Origin of the sequence: Streptomyces sp. A5-4, assembly GCF_051131715.1 — a bacterium.
Taxonomy (GTDB): Bacteria; Actinomycetota; Actinomycetes; order Streptomycetales; family Streptomycetaceae; genus Streptomyces.
Window position 1 is genome coordinate 4,684,575 of sequence record NZ_CP178591.1, and the last position, 19,392, is coordinate 4,703,966.

Here is a 19,392-nt window from a genome sequence, read left to right on the forward strand (position 1 = left end):
CACGGCGTCGGGCATCACGGCGCAGTGGCGTCACGGTGCGACGACGACGTTCCGGTACGGGCCCGAGCCGCCATCCACCCACTCAACGACTTCACGCGCGCCGCGGCTTCGTGCCGTCCCGCCCCGCGCGCTTTCCATCCCGAGAGGACTTCTCGCCCATGTGGCTGCCCACACACGGCCCCGCGGCCGACTTCGCCGCGCGGTATCTCGAACTCCACCAGGCCTTCTACGACCGCACCCTGACCGAGGAGGCGCTGGACGACTGGCGCGCCCGCCAGTTGCGTACCGTGCTCGACCAGGTCAGTACCGGTTCGCCCTTCTACGCCCGGCACTTGAAGGACGTGGATCTGGGCGCGGTGACACCGGACAGTCTTGAAGCACTGCCCTTCACCACCAAGGCCCAGCTGCGTGCGGAGATGCTTGACGTCCTGAGCCGGCCGCTCACCGATGCGCTCTTCTTCTACGAGACCACCGGCACCACCGGCGCGGCGACGCCGTGCCCCCGCGACGGACGCGAGATCGTCGCGAGCAACGCCCACATCACCGAGTCCTGGTCATCCATCTTCCGCCACCACTTCGGTGAACACGCCCCGCGCATCGGCCTGATGGGCCCCACGGAGGTGCACTCCTTCGGCGACACGCTCGGGGACATCGCCCGCAACGTCGGATCGCTGAACGCCAAGATCTGGCCGTACTCCCCGGTCATCGGCTTCGACAAGGCCCTCCAGCTGATGAAGGAGCTGGAGCTGGAGGTGATCTGCTGCACCCCCGGCGTCGCCCTCACCCTCGCCAAGGCCGCCGAGCACTACGGGTACGACCTGCGCCGTGACTTCTCCGTGAAGCTGCTGCTGGTCACCGGCGAGATGTGCACCCCGGCGTTGGCGCACAACCTGGAGACGGTCTGGGGCGCGGACGTCTACAACATCCTGTACGGATCGCAGGAGGCCTTCGTCGTGGCGACGGCCTGCCGCAACAAGCGCATGCACCTGTCGCAGACCAACTACCTCGTCGAGGTGGTCGACCCGGAGACCGGCGAGTTCCACGGGCCGCGTGGCAGCGGCGAGTTGACGGTGACCATGCTGGTCGACGGCGTGAAGCCGCTGATCCGTTACCGCACCGGAGACGCCGTGGTGATCGAGGCGTCGGACTGCGACTGCGAGATGCCGGGTGATCTCGTACGTATCGTCGGGCGCACCCTGGACCGGCTGGAACTCGGCGGGCAGCGGTTCACCGCCGGGCAGATCGAGACGGCCGTCATGACCGGGGTCACGGGATCCGCCGGGTACCAGGTCGTGATCGAACACGACGACGCGGGACAGGACCGGCTCACCGTCCGCCTCGAACTGCTCAAGGGGCTGGTCGAGGACGCCGCCGCGCTCGCCGACGCCGTACGGACCGGGGCCGGGGAAGCACTCGGGGTGCCCGTCACGGTCGAGCTCAGCGACGGGCTCGACCCCATCGTCAGCACCGGCGCCTTCGTCAGCTGGAAGGCCGCCCGCATCGTGGACCGGCGCAGTACCCCCGACCACGAGACCGAAGTGGCCCGGAAGATGGCGGCGAACCGTGGCTATGAGCGCTGACACCGCGGCCCTGCCGGGGCCGCTCGCCGAGGAGTACACCGCGCGCTGGAGTGATCTGACCGGACGCTGGGCCGAGCAGCCCGGCACCACCCTGGGCACACTCGGACCGGACGGCACCTCCAGCCAGCTGGCCGCCCGGTTCCTGGCGCAGCAGCACGGCCTGTCCGTCGAGCTCTTCGACACCTTCGACGAGGTGCTCGCCCAACTCGTCGACCGCAAGGTCGACTTCGCGCTGGTGCCGAGCGCCTACCAGGGGCTGACCCGCTTCCACTGGCACCGCGACCTGCGGCTCCAGGCGTTCTTCCCGCAGGCCACCCCGGAGTACGGGATCGCGGCCCCGGCCGCGCCCGGAGCGGCGACGGGCGACGGGCCGGTCACCGTCGCGGCCATGTGGGAGGTCCGCCGGATCTACGCCGAGGTGGTGCCCGCCGCGCTGCGCGACCGCGAGGTGCGCTGGGTCGACGCGGCGTCCACCCAGCACGCCGCCGAGATCGTGGCGGCGGGCGGCGCGGAACTCGCGGTCACCAATGCCCCCGGGGTGCGGCTCCACGGCCTGCGCTGGGTCGCCACCCGGCCGGGCGCGGAGATCCTCTGGACCCTGTTCGGGCACGCGGAGGTCGCCGAACTGCCCATCCCCGCCTGATCGTTCCCGCCCGTATTCGGCCGCGCAACGTCCGCATCAGGCCGTCCAACACTGGAGATTCCCGACGTGTCCCGCAGAACCCTGCTCCACCGCGCCACGGTCCAGGAGGGCCTGGGCAAGGCCTCCCTGCCGCGCCACAGCGTGCTGATCGACGGCGACCGCATCGAGGCGGTCATGCCCGACGACCTGGCGCCGGTGCACGCGCCCGATGTCGACGTCCTCGACCTCGCGGGGCGCACCGTCATGCCCGGCATGACGCTCGGGCACACCCACATCGCCTACCTCAACGTCCTCGACGGCCGGGAGATGCTGTTCAAGCACTCCATTCCCGAGGTGACACTCGCCGCCGCCGAGAACACCACCAACCTGCTCGGCCTCGGCTACACCGGCTTCGTCGGCGCGGGCTCGGTCGCCGGCATCGACATGGCTCTGCGCCGCGCCGTCGACTCCGGCCGGCTGCTCGGCCCCCGGATCACCCCGTGCAGCCGGGACCTCATGGTGTCCGGGCCGCCCGAGCGGCGTAACCCGGAGGTCAAGAAGCGCATCCCCACGGACCTGATGCGGCTGGCCGACACCCCCGAGGAGATGGCCGAGTACGTCGCCGGGGAGATCGCCCAGGGCGCGGAGATCGTCAAGGTTTTCTCCTCCGGCGACGACACCTTCCCCAACGGCCGTTCACACGAACTGCTCTTCACCGCCAAGGAGTTGGTGATCGCCGCCCGCACCGCGCACGAGCACGGCGCCCGGGTGCGGGCCCACTCACGCGGCCTCGCCGGTATCCGCAACGCCATCGCCGCCGGAGTCGACGTCATCGACCACGCGACGTACGCCGACGACGCGGCGCTCGACGCCATCGCCGAACGCGGGATCTTCGTCGTACCGAGCCTCTACCAACCGCACATGCTGCTCACCACCGGCGGCGACCACGGCAAGACCCCGGAGTACCTGGAGACGCTGGAATTCGAGGCGGAGGTCGCGAACACGCTGCGGATCCTGCCGCTCATGGTGGAGCTGGGCATCCCGGTCGTGGCCGGGGACGACTTCGGCTTCGCCTGGACCCCGCACGGCACGTACGCCAAGGAGCTTGAGCTCTACGTGACCATGGCGGGCATCCCCGCGCCGACCGTGCTGACCTGGGCCACCGCCAACGGCGCGCGCCTCGCCGGGCGCGGCGACGAGGCCGGGACCGTACAGCCGGGGCGCCTCGCCGACCTGGTGGTCACCGACGGCGACCCCGCTGAGGACATCTCGGTGCTCAGCCGACCCGGCGCCATCGAACTGGTGCTGCTCGGCGGCGCGACCGTCGCGGGCAGCACCAGCCCCTACCTTTCCCGTGTCACGGCAGGAGCCGCGTGATGACCCGTACGAAACCCACCCTGCCCGTCCTTCCGGTCCTCGCCGTCGGCGCCTTCGCCATCGGCACCGACACGTTCGTGGTGGCCGGTGTGCTGCCCGAGGTGGCCGGTGACCTGTCCGCGAGCCTCGCCGACGTCGGCTGGGTGAGCACCCTCTTCGCGCTCACGTACGCCGTCCTCGCCCCCGTGCTCGGAGCGCTCACCGGGCGGCTGGAGCGCCGTACCGTCCTGGTGATCTCGCTGCTGGTCTTCGCCCTGGGCAACGCCGCGTCCGCTCTCGCCCCCGGTCTCGGCGAGCTGCTCGCGGCCCGGGTCGCGACCGCGGCGGGCGCCGCCCTCTTCATCCCCGCGGCCTCGGCGTCCGCCGCCGCACTGTCGGCGCCCGAACGCCGGGGCCGGGCCATGGCCGTGGTGCTCGGCGGGCTCTCCGCGGCGACGGTCGTCGGGGTGCCGTTCGGCACCTGGATGGCCGCCGACCTGGGCTGGCGGGCCACCTTCTGGCTGCTCACCGGGCTCGGTGTGCTGTGCGCCGCCGCCGTGGCCGGGGGCCTGCCCGAGGTGCGGCTGCCAGCCGCGCCCGGCCTGGCCGCGAGGCTGGCTCCAGTACGTGACCTGCGGGTCCTGTTCACCGTGCTCACCACGCTGCTGTTCATGACGGGCGGCTACCTGGCCCTCACGTACATCGGCGCGGTCCTGGCGCCGGTGACCGGCGGAGACGGCACCGAACTGGCCCTGCTCCTCCTCGTTTTCGGTGTGCCCGCCGTGGGCGGCACACTCCTCGGCGGAAGGGCCACCGACCGCTGGGGTGCGACGCCCGTGCTGCTCGCCTCGGTGGCGGGCCTCGCGGCCGTCCTCGTCACGCTGCCACTGACCCGCGACCGGACACTGACCGCCGTGGTGGCGATGGCGGCCTGGGGCATCACCGCCATGGCGACTCAACCCCCGCAGCAGTACCGGCTGTTCGCGATCGCCCCGACCTCCGGTCCGCTGTTGCTCTCGCTGAACTCCTCGGCGACCTTCGCCGGGATCTCGCTCGGTGGCTTCATCGGCGGCCGGGTGATCGGCGATGGCGGCGCGGCCGAAGTCGACCTGCTGGGCCCGCTGGGCGCGGGTCTCGCGGCCCTGGCCCTGGTCACGGCGCTCATCGGCGTACGGGTCACCCCACGCGATCGGGGCGCCGAAGCCGAAGCCGGCGCGGCGGACGGGCCGGGTGCGACGCCCGCCGAACCGGCAGGCCGGCGGGGCTGACCGGGCGGCGGTCCTGCCCGGGCGGCGGGGCCGGCCGGGTGGGGCCGGCCAGCCGGCACTTGCCAAGTGGCCTCCCGGAATTGCCGGGAATTGGCCACAGCCGGGCACCCGCCCTCTCCCTACTGTCAGACGCGTCATCAGCGGTCCTCGGACAGCGGTCGTCGGATCAGGGCCATCGCCTCAGGGGCCGCGGATCGCAGATCACAGCTCACGGACCCCCGGACCCTGGCCCCCGGACCCACGGACCACAGACAAGAAGGACCCCCTCCATGGACAGCACCACCCCCGGCGCAGGCGCCCTGACGGTCACGGTCGACGAGCGGTTGTCGGAGCGTGTTCCCGGCTATGTGCTCGGCCTGATCGCCGTACCGGACATCGAGGTCGTCCGGGTCGCGGCGGCCGTGGGCGCACTGCTCACGGCGGCCGAGGACGCACTCCACAGCAGGCGGCTCAGCAAGGCGGACGTGTCCGCGCTGCCCACGATCGCCGCCTGGCGTGACGCCTACCGGGCCGTCGACGTCAACCCCAACCGCTTCCCCTGCGCCGCCGAGTCGGTGCTGCGCCGGGTGGCCAAGGGGGACAGGCTGCCGCGTATCAACTCCCTGGTGGACCTGTGCAACGCGGTGTCGCTGGGCAGTCGGCTGCCGGTCGCGTCCTGCGATGTGGGCGACATCGAGGGGGAGTTGTCCGTACGGCTCGCCGACGGCAGTGAGACCTATCTGCCGCTCGGCGCACCGGACGCGCCGGAGCACCCCGAGCCGGGCGAGGTCGTGTACGCCGACGGCCGGGGCCGGGCGCACTCGCGGCGCTGGAACTGGCGGCAGGGCGACGTGGTCAAGACCGACCTCGGCCGCCGCAGGCTCCTGATCACCGTCGAGTCGGCGCACGAGGGTGGCAGGGACGACGTAGAGGAGGCGCTCGGCCGGGTCGCGGACGCGCTCGCCGGGCTCACCGGCGAATTCGGACGGCCGCTGGTGCTCGACCGGTCCACGCCGTCCGGGGAGCTCTTCGGCGTCCCGTCGTCCGCGTCGGTCCGCTGAGCCCGCACCCCCACTCGCACGAGGAGACCCGCATGAACCGTTCGATCCTGGTGGTGTACCGGCCGGCCGCCGGCCGCTACACGGCGCAGTTCCGCAGTGTCGTCGAGGCCGCCACCGGTCTCGGGGTGAGTCCCGTGGTGCTGCTGCCCACCGGCTGGGAGGCGCCCGAGGCCGAGGGGCTGCCGCTCTACCATGCCGATCTGGACGACACGGCGGCCGTACGGGCAGCTGTGGACGCCATCTGCGCCGAGCACCGCGTCGAGCGGATCTTCCCGCTCTTCGAGGGCGACGTGCTGCCGGCCAGCCGCAGCCGCAGGGACCACGGGATCCCGGGTCTCACCCCGGACCAGGCGCTCAACTTCCGCGACAAGAACGTCATGCACCGCAGGGCCGAGGAGCTGGGCGTGCGAGTGGCCCGCTCCTGCCGGCCCGACACGGTGACCGCCGTCGCGGAGTTCGCCGAGGAGGCCGGCTACCCGGTCGTGATCAAGCCGTACGCGGGCTGGGCCTGCGGCGACACCTACCGGGTGGACAGCCGCGAGGACCTGGACCGGGTCTGGGAGGCGATGGGCGACGACCGGCACGAGTACCGGGTCGAGGAGTTCGTCCGCGGCACCGAGTTCCACGTCGACTCGCTGTTCCAGAACGGCCAGGTGGTCTTCGAGCAGCTGTCCCAGTACACGTACTCCGTCCTGGAATACCTCGACGAGCCGGGCGGCACCATCTCCCGCAAGCACAACCTGACCGCCCGCGAGCAGCGGATCCTCGACCTCAACGCCGTGGTCCTGCGCGGGTTCGGGCTGAGCACCGGTGTGGTCCACGCGGAGTTCTTCCTGCCCGAGGACGGCGGCGACGTCGTCTTCGGCGAGGCGGGCGCGCGGGCCGGCGGCGGTTCGATCGTCCCGGCGGTCGAGGCGGGACGCGGCATCAACCTCGCGGGCGAGTGGTGCCGCCTCGAACTCGACCCGGACCACCGGCCGGACGCCCGGCTCGGCCCGGAGATCGGCACCGAGTACCTGAGCTCCGCGAAGTACGGGCGCATCACCGCCATCACCACGCCCGAGGAGCTGACCGCCCTCGACACGGTGCTGGACGCCGATGTGTGGAAGAGCGTGGGCGATGTGCTGGCCCCGCCGACCGCGTCCAACGACGTCCTGGGCTGGTACGTGTGCGAGGGCACCGACTTCGAGGATGTCCGGGCCCGCTTCAAGACCGTACGGGACGCGTTCCGTGTCGAGACCGAACAGGTCTGACGTTCTCTCAGAGAGGGGGCCGAGCCATGTGGCTGACCCGGTTCAAAGAACTGCCGCTTGCGCTGCGCGTGCTCTTCCTCGCGTCGTTCGTCAACCGTGCGGGCATGTTCGTCTTCCCGCTGCTCGCCGTCTATTTGGTGCGCGGCGAGGGCCTCACGCCAGGTGAAGCCGGCCTGCTGATCTCCGTCGGCAGTACGGGCCTGCTCGTCGGCAGCCTGCTGAGCGGCCCGCTCTGCGACCTGCGCGGGCGACGCACGGCCCTGCTGACGGCGCTCCTGCTGAACGCCGCGGGCTATCTCGGCCTCGCCGTCTTCGACGGGCCGCCGTGGACGTACGCGGGACTGCTGTTCGTCGCGCTGGTCGGCATGGGCATGTTCAGCCCCGCGTCCAACACCCTGGTCGCCGACCTGACCACCCCCGAGCAGCGCCCCTTCGCGTACACGATCAGCTACGTCGGCAACAACCTGGGCATGGGCGTCGGCCCGCTGCTCGGCGGCGTCGCGGCGGCGTACTCGTACCAGGTCATGTTCGCGGGGAACATCCTCGCCGGACTGGCCTGCGCGGCGATGATCGTGATCTGGGTGCCGCACGACCGGCGCGCCGGCGCGGGCGGGCGCAAGGACAAGAGCCGCACGGGGTCCCTGGGCCACGGTCATGTGCTGCTGATCGTCCTGGTCTCCTTCTTCTACGTCGCCCCGCTGATCGGCCTCGAATACGCGCTGCCGCTGGCGGTCACGACGGTCCTCGACGAGTCCGCCGGCCTGGTCGGTGCCGTCTACACCATCAACAGCATCGTCGTCGTCAGCCTCGGGCTGCTCCTGGAGAAGCACATCCGGGCGTACGGCACCAAAATGCTGCTGCTGGTCGCCGGTCTGCTGTGGGCGCTGGGCCTGGCCGTGATCGCCTTCGCCTTCTCGCTGCCCGCCATCCTGCTGTCCACCGTCGTATGGACGCTCGGCGAGATCATCGTGTCCGTCGTCGTGCCCACCTACATCGCCGACCATGTCGACGAGCGCCGCGTCGGCAGCTTCATGGCGCTCAACGGCTTCGTCCTCGGCCTCGCCCGGCTCGTCGTGCCCGTCGGGCTCGGCGTCATCTGGACGACCCACGGCCACGAGCCCGTCTTCCTCACCCTCCTCGCCGCTCCGCTGCTCGGCATGGCCGCGTTCTCGCTGCTGCGCATCAGGCCGTCGGCCGCCACACCCGCACCGGAGCCCCCGGCCGTCACCGTCACGGCGGCCGATGCCGCCCGCCCAGCCAACTAGCCATTTCCGTCCGCATGTTCACCGCACCGCACCCACCACAGAGAGTCTCCATGTCCCAGACGAAGTTCCTGCTGTCCGAAGACCGCCTCCCCACCACCTGGTACAACGTGGTCTCGGACCTGCCCAAGCCGCTGGAGCCGATGCTGCACCCCGGCACCCGCGACCCGATCACCCCGGCGGACCTGGAGCCCCTGTTCCCGCCGGAGTTGATAGCCCAGGAGTTCTCCACGGCCGCCACCGTGGACATCCCCGGCGCCGTCCTCGACGTGTACAAGCAGTGGCGCCCGAGCCCGCTGGTCCGGGCCCGCCGCCTGGAGAAGGCGCTGGACACCCCGGCCCGTATCTACTTCAAGAACGAGGGCGTCAGCCCGGCCGGCAGCCACAAGCCCAACACGGCCATCCCACAGGCGTACTACAACAAGCAGGCCGGTGTGGAGCGGCTCACCACCGAGACCGGCGCGGGCCAGTGGGGCAGCTCCCTCGCGCTGGCCTGTCAGTACTTCGGCCTCGTCTGCGAGGTCTACATGGTCAAGGTCAGCTACCAGCAGAAGCCGTACCGTCGCGGCCTGATGGAGACCTTCGGGGCGAGCGTCACCGCCAGCCCCAGCGACCTGACCGCCGCCGGCCGGGCCGCGCTCGCCGCCGACCCGAACTCGCCCGGCAGCCTGGGCCTGGCCATCTCCGAGGCGGTGGAAGCGGCGGTGAGCAGCAACGGCACCGCCAAGTACGCGCTCGGCTCGGTGCTCAACCACGTGCTGATGCACCAGACGATCATTGGCCAAGAGGCCCAGCTCCAGATGGAGATGGCCGAGGACTACCCGGACATCCTGATCGGCGCCGCCGGTGGTGGCTCCAACTTCGGCGGGCTCGCCCTGCCCTTCCTGGGCGAGCAACTGCGCGGTGGCCGCAAGGTCCGGGCCATCGCCGTTGAGCCCGCGTCCTGCCCGACGCTGACCGAGGGCAAGTTCGAGTACGACTTCGGTGACACCGCCGGCCTGACCCCGCTGACCAAGATGCACACCCTCGGCCACGACTTCGTGCCGCCGAGCATCCACGCGGGCGGGCTGCGCTACCACGGCATGTCGCCGATCATCAGCGCGCTCAAGGACCTCGACTACCTGGAGGCCCGCGCCGTACCGCAGACCGCGTGCTTCGAGGCCGGAGTGACCTTCGCCCGGCACGAGGGCATCGTGCCGGCGCCGGAATCGACGCACGCGGTGCGCGTCGCCATCGACGAGGCGCTGGCCTGCAAGGAGTCCGGCGAGGCGAAGAGCATCGTGTTCTCGCTCTCCGGGCACGGCCACTTCGACATGCAGGCCTACATCGACTACTTCGCAGGGAAGCTCAAGGACTGAGCGGTACAAGGGGGGGAGGGGCGGGCCGAGGGGGCCCGCCCCTGAACGACCGCGACTTTGGGGGAAGTTCATGCAGGACACGCAAGGAGCACGGCCGGTCATCCTCGGCATATCGGGGTCGGAGAGGGCCGGTGGCAACACGGACCTCGCACTGGACTACGCGGGCGACCTGGTGCGGGGGCGGGGGGTCGTGTTCCGCACGATCCATCTGCGCGACCACCGCATCTCGCCGTGCAGCCCGTGCGGCGACTGCAACGCGCGAACCAGTCCGTGCGAGCTGAAGGACGACATGCCCGCCATCGTCGAGGAGATGAAGCGGGCCGACGGCATCATCTACGCCGTACCGGTGCACGGCTTCGGCCTGGCGCACCTCATGCAGATCTTCATCGAGCGGGCGGGCGTGGGCTTCCTGCGCTTCGACCGGCCGCTGGCCAACAAGGTCGGCGGGATCATCGTCACCAGCAGGCGCTACAGCGACGCCTCGGTGCACAACCAGCTCGTCGACAACCTGCTGCTCAACCGGATGATCCTGGTCGGCAGCGGATTTCCCGCCCTGCTGCGCAACTCCGCCAAGGAGCCGGCCCTGACCGACGTCGAAGGCCTGGACGCCCTGGAACGGATGGCGCACCGGATGATCGACATGACACTGCTGCTGCGCAGGCACCAGGCGGCGACCGGGGAGCCGGTCCTGCTGCCGGACGACCGCAACGAGCGCGTCGCACGGACCCCTTCGATGACCTGACACCCACCCACCCACCCACCGACCCGACCTGACCCGACCTGACCTGACCCGACCCGACCCGACCTGACCCGACCTGACCTGACCCGACCTGACCCGACCCGACCTGACCCGACCTGACCCGACCCGGCCCGGCCCAACCTGAGCGGACCGGGTCGGACCAGCCCTGACACCCATCACCAGCCGTGACATCCAGCCAAGGAGAGCTCTGCCCATGACCGCCACCACGACCCCCGCCCTCGTCGGGATCGACTTCGACGCCATCCCCTGGGAGAAGTGGCACAAGCCCGGTGCCGACGGACGCGTGAAGATCGCCTACACCGGCGGTCTGCGCGTCCGGCTGATGGAGCTGCCCGCCGGCTTCAACGAGGAGCACTGGTGCGAGCGCGGCCACCAAGGCTATGTGCTCCAGGGCGAGTTCACCATCCACTTCGACAACCGCTCGGTGCCCTGCCGACCCGGGATGGGCTTTGTGATCCCCGGTGACGAGCGGCACCGCTCGCAGGGATCCGACAACGAGCCGACCATCGTGTACGTCGTCGACCAGGTGCCCGAGGCATGACCGGCACGACCGGCACGCAGCGGGTCGCCGACGGCTCCGCGCGGATCGAGGAGCTGCGCGGGTCCATCGACGTACTCGACCGGCAGATCGTCCGCCTCCTCGCGGAACGCACCGCGGTGGTGCTGGAGTTGACTGAACACAAGCGTGACGAGGAGACCGTTCGCTCGCCCCGCCGGGTGGAGCAGGTCATCAGCAAGGTGCGCCGCCTCGCCGAGGAGGAGGGCATGCCCCCGGCCATCGCCGAGGCCACCTACCGCACACTCATCGCCGAGTTGACGGACCTCCAGATGCGTCGGCTCGCCGAGCGGCGGGCGGCCTCGGAGCCGGTGTCCGCCTCGGCCTCCGCCGCGGCGTCCGCATCCGCGGGGGCCGAGGGATGACGCGCCGCCGCCTCGCCGATCTGCGCACCGCGCTGGCCGGCCTCGACCTGATGCCCGGCGAGCTGGTCCGGGTACGGGAAGAGGTCCCGGCCAGGTTCGGGGTCTCGTCGCACTACGCGAAATGGGCCGGCACCCCGGCCCCGCCACCGACGGGCCCCGGCCCCGCGGTCCTCTTCGAGCGGGTCACGCCCAGCAGCGCGACCGCCGAGGCGCGGGCCGTGCTCATGGGCCTGTACGGCACCCGGCGCCGGGCCGCCGCCCTGCTCGGCACCACCCCGGCGCGACTGCCGCACCGGCTGCTCGACGCGGTCGCCGCGCCCGTGCCGCCGGTGCGGGTCCGGGAGGGCAGGGCGCCGGCCCGGGTCGCGCTCGCGCCGGACCTGACCGCGCTGCCGGTGCCGGTCCTCACCGACGAGGACGCGGGCCCGTATCTCACGCTCGGGGCGGTCCTGGCCACCGACCCGGAGACCGGCGTACGGAATCTCTCCATCCACCGGATGTGCGTGCAGGGCCCCGACCTGCTGTCCATCTGGATGGTGCCGGGCCGGGACCTGGAGGCCGCGTACCGTTCGGCGCTGCGCGCGGGCCGCCCGCTGCCCGTCGCGATCCATCTGGGCCTCGGGCCCGCCGTGCTGCTCTCGTCCTGCTGCCCGACCTCACTCGTTCCCACGGGGCTCGACGAGCTCGCGGTGGCGGGCGCGCTGGGCGGGGCGCCGGTGGAGCTGGCGCCGTGTCGCACGGTGGACGCGGAGTGCATCGCGGACGCCGAGTACGTCCTGGAGGGCGAGCTGCTGCCCGATCTCGCGCCCGAGAACCCACAAGGCGCCGCGGCCACCCCGGAATTCCTCGGCTACCAGGGCCGCGCTCATCCCTCGCTGCCGACCGTCCGGATCACCGGGATCACCGCACGCGACGGCGCGATCCTGCAGGCCGTGTCGGGCCCCGGCCACGAACAGTCGGTGCTGCTGGGCTTCGGGATGGAGGCCGCGGTGCTCGGCCGGCTGCGGGAGTGGGACGCCCCCGTCAAGTCGGTGCTCTGCCACACGGCGGGCGGCGGTCAGCTCATGGTGGTGCTCCAGTGGTTCCCGAAGCGCTCGCCCGCCGACGACGAACTGGTGCGCAAGGCTTCGGAGTCGGTGCTTGAGGAGTTCCGGATGGCCAAGATGGTCGTCTCCGTCGACGAGGACGTGGACCTGGAGTCCGACGAGGACCTGTGGTGGGCGATGACCACCCGGATGCAGGCGGACCGCGATGTGGTGGTGCTGCCGGACAGGGAAGGGTTCCCGCTCGATCCGACGCAGTCCACCGAGTACTCGGCGAGCGTGTCGGCGGACGGCCGCACGGCCAAGGTGGTCTTCGACTGCACGGTGCCCCACGCCCAGCTGGCCCGCTTCCACCGGCCCCGCTTCACCCCGGTCAATCCTTCGGCCCCGGAAGGGACTTGATTTCCCGCACGGCGGCGGCGAGCAGCGCGACGCCCTCCGTGATGCGGGCGGTGGTCAGCGCCGCGTACCCCATCAGGAAGGTCGGCTCGGTCGGCAGGTCCTGTACGAAGTATCCGGACGCGGGGTAGATCCGCACCCCGCGGTCGGCCGCGAGCCGGGCGATCGCGGCCTCCGTGGCGCCGCGCGTCCCGGTGAGCGTGACCAGGACGTGCAGGCCCGCCGCCTCGCCGGAGATGCGCACCTCGGAGCCGAAGTGCTCAAGCAGGGCCTCGATGAGGCGGCTTCTGCGCTGCCGGTACAGGCGGGTCATCCGGTTGATGTGGCGGGTGTACGCGCCGGTCGCGATGAAGTGGGCGAGCGCTTCCTGGTCGACGGTGGGCGTCAGCCGGTCGGTGATCCACTTGATGCCGAGGAAGGGCTGCACGAGATGCGGCGGGAGGATCGCGTAACCGATCCGCAGGGCCGGGAAGAGCGTCTTGCTGAAGCTGCCGACGTAGACGACGGTGTCCCGGTGCCGGGCGGCGGCCAGGGCGGGCAGGCGCTCGGCGGCGAAGGTGAACTCGTTGTGGTAATCGTCCTCAAGGACGGTCGCGCCGTGCCGGTACGCCCAGTCCAGCAGGGCCAGCCGCCGCCCCTCGGACATGATGAAACCCGTCGGGAACTGGTGCGAAGGGGTCACGTACACCAGCTTGACCCGCGCCGGGTCGTGCCCCTGCGCGCGCACACAGGCGTCGATGTCGCCGACCCGCAGCCCCTCCTCGTCCACCGGTACGGGCACCACGGTCGCCTCGGAGCAGCCGAAGACCTGGCGCAGCACGGTGTGGCTGGGGTCCTCGATGACCACCACGTCGCCCGGCCGCACCAGCAGCCGGACGAGGATGTCCATGGCCTGGGTGGCGCCACCGGTGACCATGATCCGGTCGGCGGACGCGTCCAGGGCGCGACTCTGCCGCACCAGGGTGGCGATCTCCGTGCGCAGCGTGGGGGAGCCCTCGGCCGGCCCGTAACCGAGCGCGGCGGCGTCGGCCCGGCTGTACGCCTCCTGGAGGGACTGCAACCAGCGCGCCACCGGGAAGTTGGCGAGCGCGGGCGTGCCGTGCCGGAAGTCCAGCCCGGTGCCCGGGTGATGGGTGGGCGCCGGCTCCCAGGGCTGCCAGAGGGAGTTGCCGTCGTCGGTGGACCTGGGCGGCTGCGGGGCGAGGGCCGCGGGCGCCGCCCGGCGGGCGCCGGACGGTACGCCGCCGGCGAGCCCGGCCACGCGGGTGCCGGAGCCGCGCCGGGCGGTGAGGATGCCGTGGGCGCGCAGGAGTTCGTAGGCCCGGGTGATGACGGTCCTGGAGACGTCGAGCTGGAGGGCGAGCTCACGGGAGGCGGGCACGGCGTCACCGGGCCGCAGCTGCCCCGACCGCACCAACAGGGTTACCTGGTCGCACACTTGCTGCTGCAAGGGCGCGGCACTGTCCCGGTCAAGGGTGATGAGCAGCTCCGACGACCCCACGTTTGTCCCCCTCAGTCCCCCCACAAACCACTGCCGAGTCTCCCATGCCCCCGCCCAAAGCCGCGGCCGAGGCGTGCTCGGGCGGTGTGCAGGGGGGATCCGGCGCGCTGGAGATAGCGAGGGGGCCGTGGAAGGATGACGCGGCGCGACCGGCAGCACCCGGCCGGGGGACCGAGGACGCGATGGGCAGCACGCGGCCGGGACGCCGGGGACGCGATGGGCCGGGGCCTCGACGGGTACCGGCGATGTGACCGAGAGGGGATGACGTGGCACAGGGGCCAGTACCGCTGACGGACCAGGAGATCGCGGAGCAGTTGGAGGGTCTGCCGGGCTGGGAGCAGCTGGGGCACGAGATCACCCGCACCTACGGCCTCGACTATCACGCGGGTGTCGCGCTGATCGTGCAGGTGGCGGACCATGAGCGTCGCGTCTGCCACCACGCGAACATCGACCTGCGGGTCGACCACGTCCGTTTCGGCATCACCACGGTCGAGGCGGGCAACCGGCTGACCACCGCGGACTTCGCCCTGGCGACCCGCATCGACGCGATCGTGGCCGCCCACCAGTCGGTCCCGCTGGACTGAGACGGACCCCGGACACACGAAGCCCCGCTCGGACCCGCGGTGCGGGAGCGGGCGGGGCGTGCCGTTGTACGGCCGGCAGTTGGCGGCTTGCGTTCCCGGTGGGGACCGGCGCGGCGCGGCCGGCCCGCCCTCTCGTCCGGCCAAGGCTGCCGCCGGGTGGGGCGGCGGCTGTCAGGTCAGGTGGAAGATCTCCGTGAGCGGGCTCATCGTCTCGTCCGGGCCCCGCCCGTCCAGGTCCTCGAAGTACTCCGCCATCTCCGCCTGCCGGCGGGCGTTGACCTCGGTGGGCCGCTATCGCGGCCTGCGCCCCGGCGAAGTCCTCGGTCTCCACGTAGCCGACGAGCAGCCCGCTGAAGAACCCCGACGTCTCGGCGGCCATGGGCGCCGACAAGGTCCGCCACGCCGAGTCCACCGGCGCCGGCGTGCTGTGCGCGGCGGACAACTCCTGCCTGATGCACATCGGCGGCGCCATGTCCCGGCTGTGGACGTCGCTGCGCCCCGTCCACATCGCGGAGATCCTGGCGAGCACGGAAGAGGAGCCCCTGTCATGAGTGGCACATTCGTCGGCATGCCCGCCTTCCCGAAGGCCGCGCGCGAAGCAGTGGACGACCCGGTGCTGCGCGGCAATCTGCGCAAGGCCACCCGCACCATCCGCGAGAAGCGCGCCCAGGCCGTCTCCGAACTGGCCGACTGGGCCGAACTCCGCGAGGCGGGCAAGCAGATCAAGGACCACACACTGGCCCACCTGGACCACTATCTGCTCCAGTTGGAGGCCTCGGTGACGGCGGCCGGCGGGACCGTGCACTGGGCGGTCGACGCGGTCGAGGCCAACCGCATCGTGGCCCGGCCGGTGCGGGAGACGGGCGAGAGCGAGGTCGTCAAGGTCAAGTCGATGGCCACCCAGGAGATCGGCCTGAACGAGGCGCTGGAGTCCGAGGGCATTCGCGCCTACGAGACCGATCTGGCCGAGCTCATCGCGCAGTTGGGCAAGGACCGGCCCTCGCACATCCTCGTCCCGGCCATCCACCGCAACCGCGGGGAGATCCGCGACATCTTCCGCCGGGAGATGGGCGACTGGAGGAGGCCCGCGCCCGAGGGGCTGGGCGACACCCCCGCCGAACTGGCCGAGGCGGCGCGCTCGGCGCCCCGCGCGACGTCCACGAAGAACGGGTTGCCCATGTCGAGGACGAGCAGCGCCATGATGCGGCTGTGCCCCGCGCGCAACTGCCTGGCGGACTCGCTGCGGACGTAGCCGAGCCGTTCGATGGCGCCCTGCACGCGGTTGCGGGTGTCCTCGGAGACCATGTCGGGGCGGTTGATCACGTTGGACACGGTGCCGACCGACACCCCGGCCTGCTTCGCCACGTCCTTGATACCCACGGACGGTGCCATCGGGCGGAAAACCTCCAGCGAAACGAGCGGTGTAGGGCCCCGGGCATGGGCCGCGGACCCTTGTGGGCCGAGTTTACGCCGCCGGGCACGACGGGACCGGTGGCGGCGGGGCCGGGTCCCGCCGGTTCGACGCCGCGCGGGTGGTGCCGAAGGGCCCCCGTGGCCGAAGGGTGCACCGACGGCCCTCCGCACCGACGCCTCTCCGCGGCGAACGGCCCTCCGCACCGACGACTCTCCGCACCGACGACTCTCCGCACCGACGACTCTCCGCGACGGCGGCCCTCTGCACCGGGAGTGCCGGGCAGCTACATATGGTGTGGCTGTGACAGCCAGCGATACCCGACCCGGCCACACCCCTGGGGCAGCACGTGCGTGAATACCTGTTGACGCTGTGCGTCACCGCGGCCGTGACGTACCTGCTCACCGGGCCCGTAAGGAAGTTCGCCATCGCGGTCGGCGCGATGCCCGCGATCCGCGCCCGGGACGTGCACCGCGAGCCGACGCCACGCCTCGGCGGCGCCGCGATGTTCGGCGGGCTGTGCGCCGGGCTCGTGGTGGCCTCGCAGCTGACCGGTCTCAGGGGCGTCTTCGACGTCCGGGAACCGCAGGCACTGCTCTCGGGTGCCGCGCTGATCTGGGTGATCGGCGTCCTCGACGACAAGTTCGAGATCGACGCGCTCATCAAGCTCGGCGGCCAGCTCATCGCGGCCGGTGTGATGGTCCAGCAGGGCCTGAAAATCCTCTGGTTGCCCGTGCCCGGCCTCGGCACCGTGCTGCTGTCCGACTGGGCGGGCACCTTGCTGACCGTCGCACTGATCGTCATCACCATCAACGCCGTCAATTTCGTCGACGGGCTCGACGGGCTGGCCGCGGGCATGGTGTGCATCGCCACCGCCGCGTTCTTCCTGTACGCGTACCGCATGTGGTTCGGCCACGGCATCGAGGCGGCGGCCCCCACCACGCTGTTCTCCGCCCTCCTGATGGGCATGTGCGTGGGCTTCCTTCCGCACAACATGCACCCTGCCCGGATCTTCATGGGGGACTCCGGCTCCATGCTCATCGGCCTGGTGATGGCGGCGTGCGCGATCTCCGCCACCGGCCGGGTGGACCCGGACGTGCTGAAGCTGTTCGGCACCGAGCGGGACGCGGTGCACGCGATGGTCCCGGTCTACATCCCGCTGCTGCTACCGCTGACCGTGATCGCGATCCCCGTCGCGGACCTGGTCCTGGCGATCGTGCGCCGTACCTGGAACGGCCAGTCGCCGTTCGCCGCCGACCGGGGCCACCTCCACCACCGGCTGCTGGAGATCGGCCACTCCCACAGCCGGGCCGTCCTGATCATGTACTTCTGGTCCGGGCTGATCGCCTTCGGCGCGGTCGTGTACTCGGCGAACAGCGCGAGCGGCCGGCTCGTGTTCGGCCTGCTGCTGCTGAGCGCGGCCGGTCTGGTCCTGCTTCTCCAGCCGCGGTTCACCCCACGAGTCCCGTACTGGGCACGGCACTTCGTGCCGCCGCGTTACCGGCGGCGCCGCGAAGTGCCCCGGGCCGAGACCCTGTCGGCGGGCCGGGAAGATTCGCCGGTGGCGAAGGAGCCGGCCGCGGAGTCCGTCGGGGCCGCACGATGAGCTGATCGTCCCGCGCCGGGGCGCGGGGATTCGCCCGTGAGGTGGTCGGCAGTGCTGGAACTCCTGAAGGACCGTACGTACATCCGCTACTGGCTGGCGGTGGTCGCCTCCTTCCTCGGCGATGCCATCACCCGGATCACGCTGATCTATGTGGTGGCCACCGGGACCGACGACCCGGTGTTGTACGTATCGCTGGTCGTCATGGCCCAGTTGCTGCCCTCGGGCGTGCTGAGCGCCTTCGTCGGGCCGCTCGCCGACCGGGTGCCCGCGCGGGCGTTGATGGTGGGGGCGGACCTGGTCCGGCTGGTCGCCGTGCTCGCGATGATCGCGGTACGCGACTCACCGGCATCGCTGCTCGGGCTGATCCTGCTCAGCGGCGTCGCCAAGGCGTTCTTCGAGACCGCGCGCATCACCGCCATCCCGCTGATCGTCCGGGGCCACAGCATCCCGACGGCGGTCGCGCTCTTCCAGTCCACGCAGCACACCCTCAACCTGGTGGGCCCGGCCCTGGGCGGGCTGCTCCTCGCGGTCGGCGGCGTCACCACCGTCCTGATCATCGACGGCGTGACCTTCGTGATCTCGGCGGTACTGCTCGCCGGCCTGGCGCCCTTGCGCGAGGTGCCGGTCCCCGGCGCCGCCAGTGGCCGCGAACCGTACTGGCAGTCACTGCGCACCGGTGTGCGCGGCGTGCTCGCGGTGCCCTCCCTGCGGTTCCTCGCTGTCGTCCTAGTCCCGGTGATGCTCGTCCTCGGGCTGTTCACCACCGACCTCAACTCGCAGCTGCTGACCGTCTTCGAGCTGTCGGCCATCCAATTCGGCCTCGCGCAGGCCGCGTTCGGCGCGGGCTGTGTGCTGGGCGCCCTGACCGGTCCGCCGCTGGTACGCCGGTACTCCGACCGGGGCCTGCTCGTCGGCTCCGTCGTACTGTTCGGCCTCTCGCTGCTCGCGCTGGCGCCGACCGGGTGGCTGTGGGGCTCGGTGGGTCTGCCTGCCGTCCTCGTCTGGTGCGTGGCGGCGGGCCTCGGCTCCGGGCTCTTCCAGGTGCCCGTCGCCAACACCTTGCTGAGCGATCTGCCCGGGGAACTGCGCGGCCGGGGTGTCGGGCTGCTCAACGCCCTCATGGTCAACTTCACCGTCGTCGGCGTGGTCGTGGGCGGCCTGGCCGCCGGACTGCTGGGCATCACCGGCTCGATCGTCGCGGCCGGGGCGCTGCTGCTGCCGCTCGCTGCCGTCCTCCTCGTGCCCGCGCTGCGGTCCGGCGGCGTACCGGGAACGGATCGCGAGGTGCGCGGCGACGGGGTGCGCGGCGACGGGGTGCCGGTGCGGGATTGACCCTCCCGGGGGTGGTGCTACGTACACCCCGGTCCGGGTGTGAAGCCCAATGACCTGGCGGGTCCGTGCGGCCAGACTTGTGCACGGGACAGGGAC

At 71.6% G+C, this 19,392-nt stretch carries 16 protein-coding genes and 4 pseudogenes; 17 read left to right on the top strand and 3 right to left on the bottom strand.

Annotation, left to right across the window (positions count from 1 at the left end; all coding sequences use genetic code 11):
• Window positions 1-158: 158 nt before the first annotated feature.
• The 12 genes from ACLLJJ_RS21765 to ACLLJJ_RS21820 all read left to right on the top strand — a co-directional run bounded on the left by ACLLJJ_RS21765 (window position 159) and on the right by ACLLJJ_RS21820 (window position 12,865).
• Window positions 159-1,580 carry a phenylacetate--CoA ligase family protein gene (locus ACLLJJ_RS21765; RefSeq protein ID WP_434594137.1) on the top strand — a complete coding sequence of 474 codons (1,422 nt, stop codon included), beginning with the start codon at window positions 159-161 and terminating at the stop codon, window positions 1,578-1,580.
• Entirely contained in the window at window positions 1,570-2,223 is a 654-nt protein-coding gene (locus tag ACLLJJ_RS21770; RefSeq protein WP_434594140.1) for a hypothetical protein, read from the top strand. The genes ACLLJJ_RS21765 and ACLLJJ_RS21770 overlap by 11 nt, the downstream gene beginning before the upstream one ends.
• Window positions 2,224-2,289: 66 nt before the next feature.
• Window positions 2,290-3,579, top strand: a complete 1,290-nt coding sequence (locus ACLLJJ_RS21775) for an amidohydrolase family protein (RefSeq protein ID WP_434594143.1) — start codon at window positions 2,290-2,292, stop codon at window positions 3,577-3,579.
• Window positions 3,579-4,826 (top strand): MFS transporter, encoded by a 1,248-nt coding sequence (locus tag ACLLJJ_RS21780; protein ID WP_434594145.1) that lies wholly within the window; start codon window positions 3,579-3,581, stop codon window positions 4,824-4,826. The genes ACLLJJ_RS21775 and ACLLJJ_RS21780 overlap by 1 nt, the downstream gene beginning before the upstream one ends.
• 269 nt (window positions 4,827-5,095) lie before the next feature.
• The gene (locus tag ACLLJJ_RS21785) at window positions 5,096-5,866 is read left to right on the top strand and encodes a B3/B4 domain-containing protein (protein WP_434594147.1); all 771 of its coding nucleotides are present in this window, start codon (window positions 5,096-5,098) and stop codon (window positions 5,864-5,866) included.
• 32 nt (window positions 5,867-5,898) lie between these two features.
• The gene (locus ACLLJJ_RS21790) at window positions 5,899-7,119 is read left to right on the top strand and encodes an ATP-grasp domain-containing protein (RefSeq protein ID WP_434594149.1); all 1,221 of its coding nucleotides are present in this window, start codon (window positions 5,899-5,901) and stop codon (window positions 7,117-7,119) included.
• Window positions 7,120-7,145: 26 nt separating this feature from the next.
• Window positions 7,146-8,384, top strand: coding sequence for an MFS transporter (locus ACLLJJ_RS21795; RefSeq protein WP_434594152.1), 1,239 nt, complete (start codon window positions 7,146-7,148; stop codon window positions 8,382-8,384).
• Window positions 8,385-8,434: 50 nt separating this feature from the next.
• The gene (locus tag ACLLJJ_RS21800; RefSeq protein ID WP_434594155.1) at window positions 8,435-9,739 is read left to right on the top strand and encodes a TrpB-like pyridoxal phosphate-dependent enzyme; all 1,305 of its coding nucleotides are present in this window, start codon (window positions 8,435-8,437) and stop codon (window positions 9,737-9,739) included.
• Between the two features lie 70 nt (window positions 9,740-9,809).
• Window positions 9,810-10,481: a flavodoxin family protein gene (locus tag ACLLJJ_RS21805; protein WP_434594157.1), complete on the top strand. Its 672-nt coding sequence runs from the start codon at window positions 9,810-9,812 to the stop codon at window positions 10,479-10,481.
• A gap of 211 nt (window positions 10,482-10,692) precedes the next feature.
• Window positions 10,693-11,040, top strand: coding sequence for a cupin domain-containing protein (locus ACLLJJ_RS21810; protein WP_434594160.1), 348 nt, complete (start codon window positions 10,693-10,695; stop codon window positions 11,038-11,040).
• Window positions 11,037-11,420 carry a chorismate mutase gene (locus tag ACLLJJ_RS21815; RefSeq protein ID WP_434594163.1) on the top strand — a complete coding sequence of 128 codons (384 nt, stop codon included), beginning with the start codon at window positions 11,037-11,039 and terminating at the stop codon, window positions 11,418-11,420. The genes ACLLJJ_RS21810 and ACLLJJ_RS21815 overlap by 4 nt, the downstream gene beginning before the upstream one ends.
• Entirely contained in the window at window positions 11,417-12,865 is a 1,449-nt protein-coding gene (locus tag ACLLJJ_RS21820) for a UbiD family decarboxylase (protein WP_434594166.1), read from the top strand. The genes ACLLJJ_RS21815 and ACLLJJ_RS21820 overlap by 4 nt, the downstream gene beginning before the upstream one ends.
• Here ACLLJJ_RS21820 and ACLLJJ_RS21825 read toward each other — a convergent pair.
• Window positions 12,837-14,363: a PLP-dependent aminotransferase family protein gene (locus ACLLJJ_RS21825; protein ID WP_434594168.1), complete on the bottom strand. Its 1,527-nt coding sequence runs from the start codon at window positions 14,361-14,363 to the stop codon at window positions 12,837-12,839. The two genes, ACLLJJ_RS21820 and ACLLJJ_RS21825, sit on opposite strands and share 29 nt — an antisense overlap.
• A gap of 266 nt (window positions 14,364-14,629) precedes the next feature.
• Here ACLLJJ_RS21825 and ACLLJJ_RS21830 point away from each other — a divergent pair, with 266 nt between their 5' ends.
• Window positions 14,630-14,947 (top strand): 4a-hydroxytetrahydrobiopterin dehydratase, encoded by a 318-nt coding sequence (locus tag ACLLJJ_RS21830; RefSeq protein ID WP_434594171.1) that lies wholly within the window; start codon window positions 14,630-14,632, stop codon window positions 14,945-14,947.
• Between the two features lie 171 nt (window positions 14,948-15,118).
• Here the strand turns inward: ACLLJJ_RS21830 and ACLLJJ_RS21835 are convergent.
• Window positions 15,119-15,296 (bottom strand): annotated as a pseudogene (locus ACLLJJ_RS21835) (L-rhamnose mutarotase); the annotation flags it as partial.
• Between the two features lies 1 nt (window position 15,297).
• Between ACLLJJ_RS21835 and ACLLJJ_RS21840 the strand changes: the two are divergent.
• Window positions 15,298-15,498: pseudogene (locus ACLLJJ_RS21840) on the top strand ((Fe-S)-binding protein); the annotation flags it as partial.
• Window positions 15,495-16,085: pseudogene (locus ACLLJJ_RS21845) on the top strand (LUD domain-containing protein); the annotation flags it as partial. The pseudogenes ACLLJJ_RS21840 and ACLLJJ_RS21845, both read left to right, overlap by 4 nt.
• On the opposite strand, the pseudogene ACLLJJ_RS21850 reads toward ACLLJJ_RS21845, so the two are convergent.
• Window positions 16,055-16,339, bottom strand: a pseudogene (locus tag ACLLJJ_RS21850) (LacI family DNA-binding transcriptional regulator); the annotation flags it as partial. The pseudogenes ACLLJJ_RS21845 and ACLLJJ_RS21850 sit on opposite strands and share 31 nt — an antisense overlap.
• A 356-nt stretch (window positions 16,340-16,695) precedes the next feature.
• Here ACLLJJ_RS21850 and ACLLJJ_RS21855 point away from each other — a divergent pair.
• Complete coding sequence (locus ACLLJJ_RS21855; protein ID WP_434600482.1) at window positions 16,696-17,964, top strand: MraY family glycosyltransferase; 1,269 nt, start codon at window positions 16,696-16,698, stop codon at window positions 17,962-17,964.
• 51 nt (window positions 17,965-18,015) lie between these two features.
• Window positions 18,016-19,296, top strand: a complete 1,281-nt coding sequence (locus ACLLJJ_RS21860) for an MFS transporter (RefSeq protein WP_434594172.1) — start codon at window positions 18,016-18,018, stop codon at window positions 19,294-19,296.
• Window positions 19,297-19,392: the final 96 nt, after the last annotated feature.